The organism is Mycobacteroides chelonae, assembly GCF_016767715.1.
GTDB lineage: Bacteria > Actinomycetota > Actinomycetes > Mycobacteriales > Mycobacteriaceae > Mycobacterium > Mycobacterium gwanakae.
This window is the reverse complement of record NZ_CP050145.1, coordinates 4967337-4981616: the sequence shown is the minus strand read 5'-3', so window position 1 is coordinate 4981616 and position 14280 is coordinate 4967337. Positions and strand designations below refer to the sequence as shown.

The 14280-nt window shown below is 63.7% G+C and carries 15 protein-coding genes; 8 read left to right on the top strand and 7 right to left on the bottom strand.

The genetic code is table 11. The annotated features are described in order from the left end of the window. The first annotated feature begins 119 nt into the window (after positions 1-119). Both HBA99_RS24310 and mug read left to right on the top strand, forming a co-directional pair. Positions 120-1208 carry an MlaD family protein gene (locus tag HBA99_RS24310; protein WP_070951794.1) on the top strand — a complete coding sequence of 363 codons (1089 nt, stop codon included), beginning with the start codon at positions 120-122 and terminating at the stop codon, positions 1206-1208. Between the two features lie 20 nt (positions 1209-1228). Beyond that, entirely contained in the window at positions 1229-1777 is a 549-nt protein-coding gene (gene mug, locus HBA99_RS24305; RefSeq protein ID WP_070952387.1) for a G/U mismatch-specific DNA glycosylase, read from the top strand. On the opposite strand, the gene HBA99_RS24300 is transcribed toward mug, so the two are convergent. Both HBA99_RS24300 and HBA99_RS24295 read right to left on the bottom strand, forming a co-directional pair. Next, positions 1728-2540 carry a DUF1906 domain-containing protein gene (locus HBA99_RS24300; RefSeq protein ID WP_030097625.1) on the bottom strand — a complete coding sequence of 271 codons (813 nt, stop codon included), beginning with the start codon at positions 2538-2540 and terminating at the stop codon, positions 1728-1730. The genes mug and HBA99_RS24300 overlap by 50 nt on opposite strands. A 128-nt stretch (positions 2541-2668) precedes the next feature. Beyond that, the gene (locus HBA99_RS24295; RefSeq protein WP_109494205.1) at positions 2669-4132 is read right to left on the bottom strand and encodes a serine hydrolase domain-containing protein; all 1464 of its coding nucleotides are present in this window, start codon (positions 4130-4132) and stop codon (positions 2669-2671) included. A 130-nt stretch (positions 4133-4262) separates the two neighbouring features. On the opposite strand from HBA99_RS24295, the gene HBA99_RS24290 reads away from it, so the two are divergent. Further along, on the top strand, positions 4263-4925 hold the full coding sequence (locus HBA99_RS24290; protein WP_070915962.1) for a TetR/AcrR family transcriptional regulator: 663 nt from the start codon (positions 4263-4265) through the stop codon (positions 4923-4925). 42 nt (positions 4926-4967) lie between these two features. Continuing rightward, complete coding sequence (locus HBA99_RS24285; RefSeq protein WP_070915963.1) at positions 4968-5963, top strand: oxygenase MpaB family protein; 996 nt, start codon at positions 4968-4970, stop codon at positions 5961-5963. Positions 5964-5988: 25 nt separating this feature from the next. Here the strand turns inward: HBA99_RS24285 and HBA99_RS24280 are convergent, their stop codons facing one another. Beyond that, a complete protein-coding gene (locus HBA99_RS24280) occupies positions 5989-7017 on the bottom strand; it encodes an amidohydrolase family protein (protein ID WP_064410039.1) in 1029 nt (342 codons plus the stop codon). Positions 7018-7137: 120 nt separating this feature from the next. Here HBA99_RS24280 and HBA99_RS24275 point away from each other — a divergent pair, with 120 nt between their 5' ends. After that, positions 7138-8397, top strand: coding sequence for an MFS transporter (locus tag HBA99_RS24275; RefSeq protein ID WP_064410038.1), 1260 nt, complete (start codon positions 7138-7140; stop codon positions 8395-8397). A gap of 6 nt (positions 8398-8403) precedes the next feature. On the opposite strand, the gene HBA99_RS24270 is transcribed toward HBA99_RS24275, so the two are convergent. After that, positions 8404-9237: an SDR family NAD(P)-dependent oxidoreductase gene (locus HBA99_RS24270; RefSeq protein WP_070951795.1), complete on the bottom strand. Its 834-nt coding sequence runs from the start codon at positions 9235-9237 to the stop codon at positions 8404-8406. 164 nt (positions 9238-9401) lie between these two features. Here HBA99_RS24270 and HBA99_RS24265 point away from each other — a divergent pair, with 164 nt between their 5' ends. From HBA99_RS24265 to HBA99_RS24255, 3 genes are read left to right on the top strand one after another with little or no spacing between them, the layout of a single operon-like run. Further along, entirely contained in the window at positions 9402-10247 is an 846-nt protein-coding gene (locus HBA99_RS24265; RefSeq protein ID WP_070950941.1) for an alkylmercury lyase family protein, read from the top strand. Positions 10248-10283: 36 nt separating this feature from the next. Then, positions 10284-10907 carry a maleylpyruvate isomerase family mycothiol-dependent enzyme gene (locus HBA99_RS24260; protein WP_070951796.1) on the top strand — a complete coding sequence of 208 codons (624 nt, stop codon included), beginning with the start codon at positions 10284-10286 and terminating at the stop codon, positions 10905-10907. 26 nt (positions 10908-10933) lie between these two features. Beyond that, positions 10934-11662, top strand: coding sequence for a TetR/AcrR family transcriptional regulator (locus HBA99_RS24255; RefSeq protein WP_070951797.1), 729 nt, complete (start codon positions 10934-10936; stop codon positions 11660-11662). Here HBA99_RS24255 and HBA99_RS24250 read toward each other — a convergent pair. The 3 genes from HBA99_RS24250 to HBA99_RS24240 all read right to left on the bottom strand — a co-directional run bounded on the left by HBA99_RS24250 (position 11659) and on the right by HBA99_RS24240 (position 14256). Further along, positions 11659-12450, bottom strand: coding sequence for a DoxX family membrane protein (locus tag HBA99_RS24250; RefSeq protein ID WP_057964589.1), 792 nt, complete (start codon positions 12448-12450; stop codon positions 11659-11661). The two genes, HBA99_RS24255 and HBA99_RS24250, sit on opposite strands and share 4 nt — an antisense overlap. After that, a complete protein-coding gene (locus tag HBA99_RS24245) occupies positions 12451-12606 on the bottom strand; it encodes a hypothetical protein (protein ID WP_044105576.1) in 156 nt (51 codons plus the stop codon). 138 nt (positions 12607-12744) lie between these two features. Next, on the bottom strand, positions 12745-14256 hold the full coding sequence (locus HBA99_RS24240) for a PPE family protein (protein WP_070951798.1): 1512 nt from the start codon (positions 14254-14256) through the stop codon (positions 12745-12747). Between the last annotated feature and the right edge of the window lie 24 nt (positions 14257-14280).

Below are 14280 nucleotides of genomic sequence, written 5' to 3'. Positions count from 1 at the left end.
CATGGGACGCGCATTCCCAGGTAAATTCTGGTACGGTTGTGCCCATCCGCTCAACGGCAGCAGGGGTGTCGCGTCGCGCTCGTCCGGTCGTTCAAGCCGCCGCAGCAGCTCTATTGGCAATGACAGTATCCGCCTGTGATCCGCCGACATTGGAGAGTCTTGACCTGCCGGCGCCGAGCATCGGTTCCGACGCCTATGCGGTGACCGCAAAATTTGCTAATGCCCTGAATCTGCCGGATATGGCAAAGGTACGCCTCAAGGGTGCCGATATCGGCGAGGTCGAATCCATCGAGGCGATCGACGATGTGGCCGTCGTCAAACTTCGGATACTCAGGGGTGTGCGCCTGCCGGTCGGATCCACCGCCCAGCTGCGCAGTGCGACTCCGTTGGGTGACGTGTTCGTAGCCCTCGAACCCCCCATTCAGCCATCTGCGGAACTCCTCAAAGACGGCGACGTTCTCGATTTACAAACCACGTCATCGGCTGCCTCCGTGGAAGGTGTGCTCAGTTCAGCCGCGGTATTGGTCAACGGTGGTGTGGTCCGCAACTTAACCCACCTGGTCAACGGGCTCGGCAAGGCTTCGGCTGACCATGGTCAAACCCTGGGCGACATTGTGGGGCAATCGAATCAGCTGCTGGACACCCTCAATAAGCGTTCGGCACAGATTCAAAACTCATTGGACAAGACGTCCCAACTGGCCGCCTCGATTTCGTCGCGGGAGAAGACGATCAATGATCTGATCGCGGCATCGGGTCCGGGCGTGCAAGCTATCGATGCTAACCAGATCGGCGACCTGGCCAACAAGAGCGGGCAGATCAGCGACCAACTTGCGAAATTCCCGTCGATTCAGGGCACTGACGGCCGCAGCACACTCGCCGATCTCAACTCGATCTCGCGCGGCTTCAACGACATCGCGGTGAGTCCCGACACCAGCCTGGTCGCACTCAACCGGCTGATACCAATGCTCATTAAGGCGAACGCCGGTAGTGCGCAAGCGCATGACGTCAACATCGCCAAGCTGGCATTGGGCAACATCGACGACGCGGGCTACAAGGGGTCCAGCGATTACCACGGACCCAAGCAGGCGGACTGGGCCTACTTTGTCGGTAGCTTCAAGTACACCTTGTATCGGCTTCAGGAGCGCATCGTTGGGCAAGGCCCGAACCCTCCAGCCCCCCAAGATAGTTTGGTACCGCCAGGCCGGTGAGCCATGAGAACCTACATGTTGTGGGTCAGTACTCTCCCGATATTCTCGCGCATGGGCTCGATGTAATTTTCTGTGGAATCAATCCTGCCGCCACGGCAGTGGCCGATGGACACAACTTCTCCAACCGGAGCAACCGTTTCTGGGAAGTGCTCTACCGGGCCGGCTTCACCGACATTCGCCTGCGCCCAGAGGACGAGCGTCAACTGCTGACGTACGGGTGCGGCATCACTGCTGCTGTCCGCCGCGCAACACCGCGGGCCGACGACATCACGGCTAGCGAATTCCGTGCGGCGCGACCAGATTTCGAGGAGAAGATGCGTCGCTTGAACCCCGGGGCGCTGGCATTTCTCGGAAAGCGTGCAGTGGTGTCCATGCTCGAATCCCCGCGCATCGCATTCGGACTACAGCCATTCCGCTTCGCGGAGGTGACGACGTGGGTGCTGCCGAATCCCAGCGGTCTCAACCGGCGATTCGCGCTCGATGCACTCGTCGACGCCTACGCCGAGCTTCGGGTGTCTCTCACTGGTGGAAGTTCCACTGGCCCACATCCTGGGCCAGGGCATCGCTGACGTCGACCTCGAGCCCACCGACCACCGGGCCAGGATTCGATGCGGTGCTCACAATGCGCTGGTAGAGGACCGCACCGGGGAAGACCTGGCCGCGTGACCATGACCGGGTCTGCCAGGCCCACACGTGGCCGGGTGAGCGCGAATTGCCGATCACGCCATCGGCGGCGGCCCACTGACACGGATTGACTCCGCCGTAGATGCCGGTGCGCTGTACGCCGAGCACCGAGTTGATGCCCTTAAACCATTGCAGTGCAACGTTGTTCCAGGTATCGCGGTTGATGTCGTCGTCGACGGAGAAGAAGACCGGCGCGCTCTGGCCGCCGCCGGCGGCGGTGTGCAGCTGCCAGGCGGTGCGAGCGTCCTCGACGCCACCGGCGAATCCTCGTGTGAAGTCCGATGGCGCTGTCCCGCCGGGCTTTCCGTATTGGAAATTGCTGACGATCACCAGGCCGGCCGCGGTGAGCGCCTGGGCATACGGCCGGGTGATCGGCTTGGCGCCCATGGACGAACCGGGGCGTGAGGTGGAGACGTAGTTGATCACTCCCGAGTGTCCCGCGGCCTTGATGTCCTCTGCCGGAATCTGGCGCATGGCGAAGTCGATCAACGTGGGCGCGGCGGCGGACGCCGTCGGTGCGCCGGCAGCGGCCGATGCCGCACCGAGCCCGGCCAATGCGGACAGGGCTGTGGCGTAGCGCAGTGCGTCACGTCGCGTCACCGATCGTGAAGAGCGCAGAGGGTCGTTGGTCCCCGACGAATCGTGCATCGCAGGAAGTTAACAATGTGACTGTTGTTAAAGAAGTTGCCTCGCCGAGACGTCCGATAACGTTCTCGCATCAGGGTGAAGAATCTCGTGATCGGCAGGGGCGCAGTGGTTCTCGGCCGCCGGGTCGGTTAATTGCTGTAGAGATGCAGAACCCGGGCTGCCGTGGTGGCGATATCGCCGCTCAGCCCCACAATGGGTGGACCGCCGCGCTGATGGATAACGTTCGCCAGGACCACTACATACGTGTCCGACGCTGCGTCGATCCACACCGTCACCCCGGTGAAGCCTGAGTGGCCGACGCTGCCGATGGGAAAGAACATTCCACGCGGCTTGGATAGTTCCGTATCGATATCCCAGCCGAAACCGCGCAGGCTCTGTCCCGCTATCGCCGGATAGTGCGGTGCAAGTAGGGGATCGGTGGTGTTCGGACTCTTCTGGATCGCCCGGCGGCTGGCGTTGTTGGCCGCTTGGAGTTGTGCGGTGGTGTGGCCTGGCTGCTGCGGTGTCGTCATCAGTTCCAGGGTGGATCGCTTCAGCGGGAACAGGCTCGGCCGTCCGGCAAGCCGATCGAGAAGTGCCTGGGAGTACCGACCGACGTCATCGGCCGTCGAGAACACACCCGCACTCCCCACCGCGCCGCCCATCCGGCGCGCGGTGGGGTCGTGCACGGTCCCGCGAAGCAGATTGCCGTAGTTGGGATTGATAGCCGGGGCGTCCTCGTCGCGTGCCGTCGGTGCGATGCGTGTCAACAGATCGGTGTTCCAGGTGCCCACCGGACAGGGAACGTTCGCGGTCGGCAGTTTGTCGAAAGAAACTGCTGTACCGATGATTTGGTGCGGTCCACATGCCTTGGCCGGGGGTAGGTAACGCGTGTCGGACATGCCCAGCGGCGCAAAAACGTTGTCCTGCACGTAGACATCCAGAGACTCGCCGGTGATCTTCTCGATGAGCACGCCGAGGATGATGAAGTTGATGTCGGAGTAGTGGAATGTCTTACCGGGGTCCAATGCCAACGGGGCGGTGAGTGCCCGATGTACACCGTCTGCCTTGTCCGCCTCCGTCACTCCCCAAGGCCCCTGATGACTCAGGTCGCCTCCGATGCCCGAGGTATGCGTCAACAGCATGCGAAGTGTCACCTGTGCGCGTCGCGGGTCGTTGTCGGGGTTGAAATCCGGCAGATATGTCTGCACGGGTTCGTCGATCCGAACCAGGCTCTTTTCGTACAGCTGAAGAAGGGCCACACTCGTCGCGAGCGGTTTGGTCAGCGACGCCAGGTCGAAAATCGTGTCGTCGGTCATCGGTTCGGCCGGTGCGGGCGACCCGTCCAGTCCCGGTTCATCGGGGAGTTTGCGCCACCCGAAGGCCTGCCGGAACACGACCGTGCCTGCGTGCCCGATCTGCACCACCGCGCCCGGTAGCCGAGGCTCCGCAACCGCATCGTTCATGAGGCGGATGACGGGCGCGAAAGGACCTTGGGGCTCCACGCTTGGCGCGGGGGCGGTCGGGTTTGTCGCGTGCCGGCAAGAAGGCACGCCCGCGAGGGCAAGGAGTACTGCGGCGACGGCACAGACCCGAGCACCCGGCAGCTTCACCGGATCAACGGTAGAGGCTCGGATATGGGTTGGTGCATCCCGTGGGCTGCGCCGCTTGGCTTCCTGGCCCGCAGTGGGTATGGTGACCATCGGTCGTTCAGCGACCGACGGTCGCTGAACGGAGGGGCTCATGGCAGTCGAGTTGGCACCGAAGCTGTCGCGCCGACAGGTCAGCGCCGAGGGAACGCGGCGTGCGCTGCTGGACAGCGCCAAAGAGTGCTTCGCGACGGTCGGATACGACGCGACCAGTGTCGCGACGTTGACCGCGCATGCTGGAGTGAGTAAGGGCGGCTTCTATCGGCATTTCCCGGACAAGAAGGCCGTGTTTGAGGCGGTGTTCAGCGAACGGCTGGTCGTCGCGGCAGCAGGAATCGAAGCAGCGAATACCCGGATGCGGGATCGGCCAGTGGGAGCCGGATTGCCTATCGCGGGCCGCGCTGCGACGGAGTTCGTGGGCCTCTCACTCAGCGATCCGATACATCGCGAGCTGCTGCGTCAGGCACCCCAGGCGCTGGGCCCGGACCGTTACCAGCAGATCGATGACCAGTACGTGTTGCCGCCGCTCGTCGCGCTGTTGACGCACATGGTCCAGCGGGGCGAGCTGATCTCCGCCATGCCCGTGGTCACGACCGCGCAATTGCTTTTACGGGTGCTGTGTTCGGGCAACACGCTGATCTGCCAAGCGGAGGACCCTCACGACGTGTTCGGCGAGGTCCTCACGGTGCTTGGCGTCTTTTTCAACGGGATGACAACACCGGGCCTGCCGGTACCCCAACCTCGCACATCGCGCTGAAATCGCTCTGCCCGTAAGGGAATACAGGAAAGAGGCCCAGGGATGGATCTTCTCGTCGACGCATTAGGCAAATCGGGCCGCCGTGCCTTGCAGATCGCCAACGGGCCGCGTCGCAACGCGGGCTACTTTGGCCCGGAATCGGTGAGCTGGAAAGTGTGGGGACATCCCGTCATCTCGCTCGCGGGCATCCGGGGCTCCATCGTTGCCGTGTTCGATCCGGCCGGCGCCGCCGGAGTCGATCAACACTCCACCTATGCCGCGGATCCTCTTGGCCGAGTCCGGCGCTCCAACATGTTCTTCACCCAAGCGGTCTTCGGCGACACCGAGGCCGCGGAGAAGATTGGCCAGTGGCTGTTCAAACGGCACAGTGCGGTCAATGGTGTGGTGCCCGATACCCAACAGCCCTATGTCGCGAATGTCCCTGAGACGCTGCTGTTCGTCTATGTGACCGGTTGGCATGGGCTGCTCGAGTGCTACCAGCGCTTCTGCCCGCCCGGGCAACAGCTGACCGACGAGGAGATCCGCCGGTTCTACCGAGAAAGCCTCATCACCGCCGACCTGCTGGGCATCCCGCCGCGCTACGTGCCCGCCACCCCGGAAGACGTCGCCGACTACCTCGCCGTCGACGCCAAGAAGATCATCAGGCCCACCGCTGAAATGCACAAGCTCGTTTCGTTCTTCCTGAAACCCCCAGCCGCACCAGCATTTCCGCTGCTACCCATCAACCCGTTCCTGCGGATGGCCGCCCACGCGGCGGTTTCGACCCTGCCGGACGAATGGTTGGAACTTATTGGGGTGCAACGTCATCAGCGTTTATGGGCTGCCAACAATGCGGTCGTGCACCGGGCACTCACCATGGCCCATCGGCACCAGGTCATCGATGACTTCCTCCCGATAGCCGGACCAGAAGCATGGGGCTACCGGCATAACGCCCGCAGACACCCTTCCTTGACGCGACCCGTGGCCTATCCCTTCAAGCAAGGTGACAGCATGCAGATGCGCAGCACACCGGCGATGTCGCAGACAACGTCCGGATGACCTCGTTGGTGCTACACGGCCAAGTTCACCGCGAAGCCATCAAATGCGCGACGCCACGCATCACGGTGCGACGCGCCAAGTTCCGTGCGTTGTCCGCGAGCGACCGCGTCGGGGGAGTGGGTGCCGTGCCGAGACGGGGAAAGAGCCTCAGGGCATTGGCATGGTCGATCGCGGCGCGAGCCGAATTGTCCAGAGGGTAGTTCTCCAGACCGGCGGCGAACAGCTGTGAGGCTGCGAGCGGCGCGAACGGCCAGTCCGATCCGAACAGGACGTGACCGGGTTCGGCGAATGCCAGCAACGAGGGCAGTGCGGCGGGGCTGGAGGACAGTGCGGTATCGAAGTAGAAGCTTGCGAAGTCATCCAGATTGTCCGCGGGGCTGGCCCCCGTGTCGCTGGTGATGGCGACGGCCATGCGGTGGCTGGCGTACGGCACGAAGCCACCCGCGTGGCTGAGGATGAACTTGATGTTCGGGTATTTGCGGCGGATTCCGTTGCGGACCAAAAGGTATGCAGCACGGGTGGTATCGAGAAGGAAGTCGGCGGCAAAGGGCAACACCCCGGTTACGGCCGGTCCGGGCAGATCGGCGGGATGGATGAAAACCACCGCTGAGCGGGCGTCCAGAGCGGCGAACAGATCGTCCTGTCCGTCCTGGCCGAGGTAGACGCCGTCGTTGTTGGCCAGCAGGACCACGCCATCTGCGCGTAAGACATCCAGTGCACGAACGGTTTCGGCGATAGACGCATCGATATGGGGCATCGGGACGGTGGCGAAGAAGCCGAACCGCTTCGGATGTCCGTCGACGACGGACGCGGTGTAGTCGTTCAGGTCGCGGGCCAGCGCCGCGGCATCAGAGGCGGAGGACAAGAAGGTAGTGCCCGGTGTCGACACCGACAGGATTGCGGTGGCGATGTCCAGGGCATCCATGGTTTCCAGCGATGCCTCGGGGCTCCAGTCCGGTAGCGCCCGCCCGCCGGCCTCATCGATTCCGGCGGTTTGTAGGACCTTGCGATACAGGGCCGGGATGCAGTGATGGTGGGTGTCGATGCGTGCCATGAGTATCCGCCTCAGTTGTCGGTTTCAGGGTGCCGCAATGATTGTGCCCCGATCTCGTGCCCAGCGGCCCTAGCGCGTGAGCACCTACAGTGGTTGTTCGAAGAAAATCGAGAGGACCGTATGTCTACGGAAACGCCTGCTACACGCCTTGAGGCGGATGTCCGGGTTGTGCAGCCGCGCGCCTTCCTGCCGGTCTTTCTGCTGGCGTACTTCGCCTCCGCGGTCGCGCTGCTCGCCGCCGGTGCGGTGAGCATCCCGCTGCGGCTGGCCGAGCTTGACCCGGCGCACAAGACGCAGGTGCTGTCGCTGACGATGGCTCTCGGTGGCATTGCGATCATCCTGGTGACGCCTCCCTTGGGCCATCTGAGTGACACCTCGATCTCGCGGTTCGGTATTCGCAGGCCGTTTCTGGTGGGCGGCACCCTTGTCGGCGCGGTGGGTCTGACGACATTGGCCACGGCACCGACGGTCGGTGGAGTAGTCGCGGGTTGGTGCATCACCCAGATTGGTTTCGCCGCAACTCTGGTGGTCTTCAACGCGCTGTTGGCAGATCAGATATCGGTCGCGATCCGGGCACGTGTGGCGGCGGTGTTTGGCATCTCGACCAGCCTTGCGCCTGTGGTCGGCAGCGTGTTCATCAACGTCCTACCGAACGATCCGCGATGGTGGTTCGGCCTCCCGGCGGTACTGGCGCTGATGTTCAATGGCGCCGCCGCACTTATTCTGCGTGACACCGTCCGCACGCAGCGCGTCCCTCGAAGTTGGCAAGCGATCCTCGCGAGCTATTGGATAAATCCAAGGAAACACCAGGATTTCGCGTGGGCATGGATCTGCCGCCTCTTCGTCACGATGTCGGTGCTGTTGGTGACGGTCTACATGCTGTACATCGTGGCGGGCACCTTGGGATTGTCGGAGCATGAGGCAGCCGCCAAGTACGGCATCATCATCGGTGCCTTCCTGATCACCAATACGATCACCGCAGCGATATCGGCGTGGTGGTCAGATCGCACCGGGCGGCGCAAGGGCATCGTCTGGACCTCATGCCTGATCACTGCGGTCGGCCTGGTGATCTTGCTGCTGTTCAAAGACTTTCATTCGCTGTTGCTCGGCGCGGCTGTGATCGGAGCAGGGCAGGGCGCCTACGCCGCCGTGGATCTGGCACTGATGACGGAGGTGCTCCCCGAGACGGAGTCGTCGGGGAAAGACCTTGGCGTGGTGGCTATGGCGTACCTGTTGCCGCAGTTGCTTGTGCCCATGTTGGCAACAGCGCTATTCGGGCTACATCACACTCAAGGGGACTTCAGCATCCTGTATCTGGCGTCCATGGTGCTGTCGGTCCTCGGCGCGCTGGCAGTGCTTCCGATCAAATCCGTACGGTAACCGGACCTATGTGATCGACGCGATGGTGGTGTCCGCTGCTGCCGGTGAGAACAAGTCGATCGCCGGTAGCAATGCGCGCAGCACGGCGGCGTTGACCTCCACCGGCTGGTGAGTCACGGCGCGCATGATCCAGCGACCGGCTTCCGGTGCGGATAGCGCTACGGCGGCCTCGTATTCGGCTGTGGGTGCGATCATTTCGGTGCGCACCAGTGGGAAGTACACATTGGTCGCGCGGACACCGGGGTGTGGCTGTTCGGCGTTCAGGGTGCGGCCGAAGATCGCCAGTGCGCTCTTGGACGCCGCATAGGCGGAGAAGCGCGGAAAAGTATTGGCGTGCAGCGCCCACGTGCAGACATTGACGATTTGGCCGCGGCCCCGCTCGATCATTCCGGGCAGTAAACCCAGGGTCAGCTGCACGGGCGCGAAGTAGTTCAGCGCCATGGTCCGCTGGTAGTCGTGCAGCCGGTCGGTCGCGTCGATGATGCGACGGCGGATGGAGCGACCGGCGTTGTTCACCAACACATCCACGCGCTGATCGTAGAGGTCCTCCAGCAGCCGGGCGATCTCCGCCTCGCCGTTCAGATCGCAGGTGCGCCACTCGCAACCGGTTTCCTCCGCGAGGGCCTTCAGCTCATCGGCCCGCCGGGCCACACCGATCACGCGAGCTCCCCGGGCGCGTAGTTGGATGACGGCCTGTCGGCCGATTCCGGCCGACGCACCCGTAACGACCACCGTCAGCTGGCTGACGTCACGTCCCGGGCCTGCCAGCAGTGAATCGATCGGCGCAGGCAGCAGGGTGCGGCGCTGAGCAAGGTTTTGGACGGTGCGGCGTACGGACACGGAATCCCCTTCACATCGGTGGTGGCCATTACTGATATGACCACACGGTCATATTACTGAGCCCCGCACGTGCCGCCTGGACGGGGGTCGTTGCGCATTGAGGACGCCCAACGGTATGTGTACAGTGATCGAAAAGTGAGCAGTGATCACTAAAGGAGGCGTCGATGGCGATACTGACCAATGAGGCGCGTGCGCTCCGAGGGCGCATCATGGCGCAGGTGCTGACCGACGGAACCGCGCCGACGGTTGCGCAACTACGCAGCGAATTCGCGCTGTCGGACGGGGAGGTCGCTCTGCTCCTGCGTGCCCTGGAGGGCGCGATCTGTGTTGCCCGTCAGGACCAGGAGCATGCGGACAGCGAGACTTTCCAGGACGAAGTGCTCAGTGCCCCGCAGCCTTCGCTGGGCGAGCTGGTCTACGCGCGCCCGTTTGCGACCTTCACAAACCACTACGCGATTACCGTTGATGGTCAGCAGAAGTGGTTCGCGGAATGTGCTGTCGAGGCGTGCGCGATATCCGGGCAGTTCCCCGGTGCGGAGGTGATCGTGGACTCTGTGTGCCGGCAGACCAAGCAGCCGGTGCGCCTCGTCGGGCGGGACGGCCTGCTGGTCGACTACTCACCCAAGACACTGCGGGTACACCTCGGATATCCGGTTCGTGAGATGCCCCATCGGGTCGTCGGCTGGTGCGATTACAACAGCTTCTTTGCATCGGAAGACGCCGTGAACCAGTGGAGAGCAGAGCATCCCGGGGTCGCCGGAGTTACTCGATCGCCCGCCGAGATGGCGCGCCTGATTTCGGGTTCGATCGCGCGAGGGCGACACGACTACTCCTACCAACCCAGTCTGCCGCTGCTGACGATGGCACGACAAATGCGGCAGATGGGCCTCACCCGGGCCACGCGGCTCGGATTCCATGTGCCCGATCCATTTTGGCTGCCGACGCCAAAGATGCTGTCGAGCTGGCGAAGGAACGGCCTGGGCAACTTCATCCGGCTGCGATTTCACTGAATGCGCCGAGGGAACACCGAGCCAAGGGAGCTAAAGATGTCTCGAGCCGATGTGTACGCGATGGTTCAACAGGAGAAGCGCGACCTCGCCGCACTGCTGCACGCGCTCACTCCGCAGGAATGGGGCGCGCCGTCACTGTGTGCGGGGTGGAGGGTGCGTGATGTGGTGGCCCACGTGCTGTATGACGGAACTTCGTTCCCCAGGTACCTCTACGAGGTCGTCCGGGTGCGCGGATCGGCCGATAAATTGAACCAGCTCTATATCGACCGAGCAGAAGGATGGTCGACCGACGAGCTGCTCGCGGCCTTCGAATCCACCATCGACAGAAGCTATTCGGCGAAGATCCAGCCGAAGCTGGTTCTCGCTGATCTGCTCATTCATCACCAGGACATCCGGCGCCCGCTAAAGCGGCTCCGGAAGGTGCCCGCTGACACGCTGCGAACCGTACTGGAGAATCCTGACCCTTTTATTCACTCGAAACGCAGACTCAAGGGGTTGCGTTGGACGGCAACCGATGTGGACTGGACCTACGGTGACGGCCCGGAGATTCGAGGCCCAGGAGAGGCAATCGTGATGGCGGTCGGTGCCCGTCCCAGCGCGCTGTCCGAGCTCACCGGCCCGGGTGTGGATCTACTTCGGCCCAGGCTCGGCAACAGCTGAGCACACGGCATTCATAGACTGGCCACGTGCCCACCCCGACGAATGCCGCGGATGTCCCCGCCACGAGGCGGGCAAGACAGCGTGCGCAGACAACGGATGAGATCAAGTCCCACGCCAGAAGGCAGCTCGCCGACGGCGGTACCGGTGCCCTGTCTCTACGAGCGATCTCCCGAGAAATGGGTATGGCACCTGCGGCACTGTTCCGCTACTTCGATACGCAGGCAGCGCTGATTACCGCATTGTGCGTTGACGCCAATGTCGCCCTTGCCGAAGCGATGAGCGAGGGGCAAGAAGCCGCGGAGCAGGGCAGTGCGAGGGGGCGGGTACGCGCCGCGTTCGTCGCCGCCCGTCGCTGGGCGCTCGCGAATCCGGGAGATTTCGCCTTGCTTAGCGGTACGCCCATCCCGGGATATCGTGCGCAGCCCTCCGAGACCGGTCCTGCTGCAGTGCAAGTCATCGTCTCCTTCATGGGCGCGTATCTCAGCGCCGTCGCGGCGGGTGAGGCGGTGCCGCAACGCACTGCATTCCGCCCGTTGGCTCCGGGGCCACTACTTGCTGCGCTGCTGGGAACGACTACGGACGCACCGGCTGACACCGCGATCATCGGGATCGGTATCTCGGCGTGGACATCCATCACCGGGTATCTCGCCGGCGAGATCTTCGGGAGTCTTCGGGATCTCGTGACAGACAGCGATGCGCTCTACGACGATCACGTGGACACCGTCATGCGTGGAATGGGCTTCGCCGTATCTTAGTGGCGGCCGAAGGTGCGGGCGAACCTGCGGAGTCTCGGTGGCGGATCGGCGGCAAGTGCCTCGATCTGTTTCCGGCCTTTATCTGCCGCGCTGGCCAGTTCGGCGCTGTGCTCTGAGATGCGTTCTGCGAGTTCACTTCCCCGCCGTGACGCGATATCCGCCAGCTGGCCGCCCCGGCGTTGCGCGGCCTCGGCGATCTCCGCACCCCGTTCGCGGGCGTGTTCGGCGATCACGGGAACCTTCTCGCGCGCCGCTTCTCCCAGCTCTACCGTCTTAGCGCGGAGCGACTGCGAAGTGTCCTCGGCCCCGGGGAGTGCCGAGGTAACTACGGCGACAGCGTCGCTAGCTGCCCTGCGCGCACGCCACGATAAGCCGGGCCGTCCCTCAGTGTCGATGCCGGCGATGATCAGACCGCCCAAGATGGAGACGTTCTTCCAGAAGTCGGTCTTCTGCTGCAATTTGAGGGCTGGATCGGCCTCGCGCCAGAATGCCTTGCTGCCCAGGGTCACCGGGACCAGGGTGCCTGCCAGTACCCAGGCCGATATCCGGGGGAGCCGTCCACTGGCCAAGGCCAATCCAGCGGCAAGCTGTGCGGCCCCGTGTATTTGGACGTAGGTCGTCGGGTCTCGTGGCAGGTATCGGGTGGCTGAGCTGGGTGCGTTCTCCAAAAGATCGTTGACCAGGGGTTCGGCGACGGCGGCCGATGCCTCCGGATGGCGGAGGCCATCGGTGCCCGCAGCGATGAATATGGACCCGAGCATGGGACGGGCAATGCGGCGCACCAACACTCAGAACCACACCTTGCGACCCGCGACGGGCCTACCCACCGCCCCTAAGATCCACAGGACCGCACCGGCTACTACCAGGATTATCCCCACCGTCTGGAGAATCGGGACGGCCAAGACGTACCCCAGGACTGCTAGCAGAACACCCAAGATAATCATGATGCGGCTCTCCTTGCTCAAGGTTCGTAGCGGCCACTTCGGCCTCACGACCGGGATATACCCGCTCGATGCGATTCCCAAACACGAACAATGGCAAATGTTTCGAACGGCACGTATGTGCGGCAGCTGGTGCCCAGATCAGCGAGTTTCGCCGCCGTCTTCCGCGGTGTTCCACGTTCCCGGGAGCATGGGGGTAACCCGGCTTTCGGGGGAGTCGCCGGCGAGGGTGGTGAGTCCGGCGGCCTCGGTGGGTGCCGATGTGGTGCGCACACCGGCGAAGCCGAGCTTCCCCGCGCCGGTACGTGAGGCACTCACCGTCAGCGGATCGTCGGCGGCGGTGTCGGCAGAGATGTCGTTGTCCAGGGTGGCGTATTCGTGACGGTACGCGCGGTCCTCGGCGGTTCCGCGACGGCGCCTGCGGCTCTTAGACTTTCCAGGGTTGCAGGCCAGTGCGGCCGCGGCCGCACTGGCACTGCTTGGGGCATGAGCCGCGGCGCCAGTGCTCTGGCCCATGGTTGGCCCGAACCCGAATCCGGGCCCGTCCCCCCGAACGGCGTATCCGAGTCCTTCTGCGCCCGCGGGTGGCGGGGTGGTGGGAGCCGGGGCAGAGGTAGGGGTCACCGTGGAGGTAGACGGTGGGGGAGGTGCGACCGAGCTCGCCGTGGTCACCGTGCCACCGCTCATCGCGACCGCATTCGGCTGGTCGGCACGAGGATGGACAACCTCCGTGGCGACGTCGGCAGGTGGCGCCGCGGGCATCTGAGAGAGGCTGCCCAAGGTGATGGCGAGCGGCAGTGAGATACCCGCCGCGGGGCCCAAGATTGCGGCGTAGATCGGCGTTCCCATCACACCAAACGTTGCGGCATAGGCGAATACGAAGAACAGCGGCTGCCAGGTAACCAGGGCTGCGGCCGGATTGGTGGAGAAGTCGATGATGATCTGGATGATGGTGCCGACCGGGTCGGTAATCAGTCCCTTCAGCGCGCGATACATACCCAGGAAGTGTTGAGAGTTCGCCAGCAACATCTCGATGGGATCGTTCGGATCAGGCACGATGGGGGGTGGCTTGGTGGCGTCTTGAGCCGCGGCCCGCGCGGTGCGACCACTTTCTGGCGACAGCACCACCGGTGACGGTAGGGTCGGCGGTGCTGTGGCCACCGAAGTTTCGGAGACAGCCTGGTAGGTGCTCATCACGGTCGCGGCCTGTATCCACATCCGGATGTAGTCGGCCTCATTGAGGGCGATCGGAATGGTGTTGATACCAAAGAAATTAGTGGCGGTCAGCGCCCCATGCGCCGCATGATTCGCGGCGAGCTCGGCGAGCGTCGGCATGGTGGCCAGCGCCTCGGAATAGGCCGTGGCTGCCGTCTCGGTCTGGGCAGCCACTCCGGCGCTGACAGTACTGGTCTGCTGCAACCAGCTGAGGTAGGGCACATGTGCCGCCTGGTACTGATCGGCGCTGGGCCCGTTCCAGGGACCGCTTTGTACCGTGCCCAACGTCGTGGTGAGTTCGGTTGCCGCCTCAGAATATTCAGTGCTCAACGAGCGCCAGGCATATGCCGCGGCGAGTAGAGACCCCGGGCCGGGGCCGCTGCTGAGTAGGGCCGAATGCACTTCGGGAGGTGCCGCCATCCATACCGGAGCCGTCATGACCTGTTGCCTGCGCCGTCGACC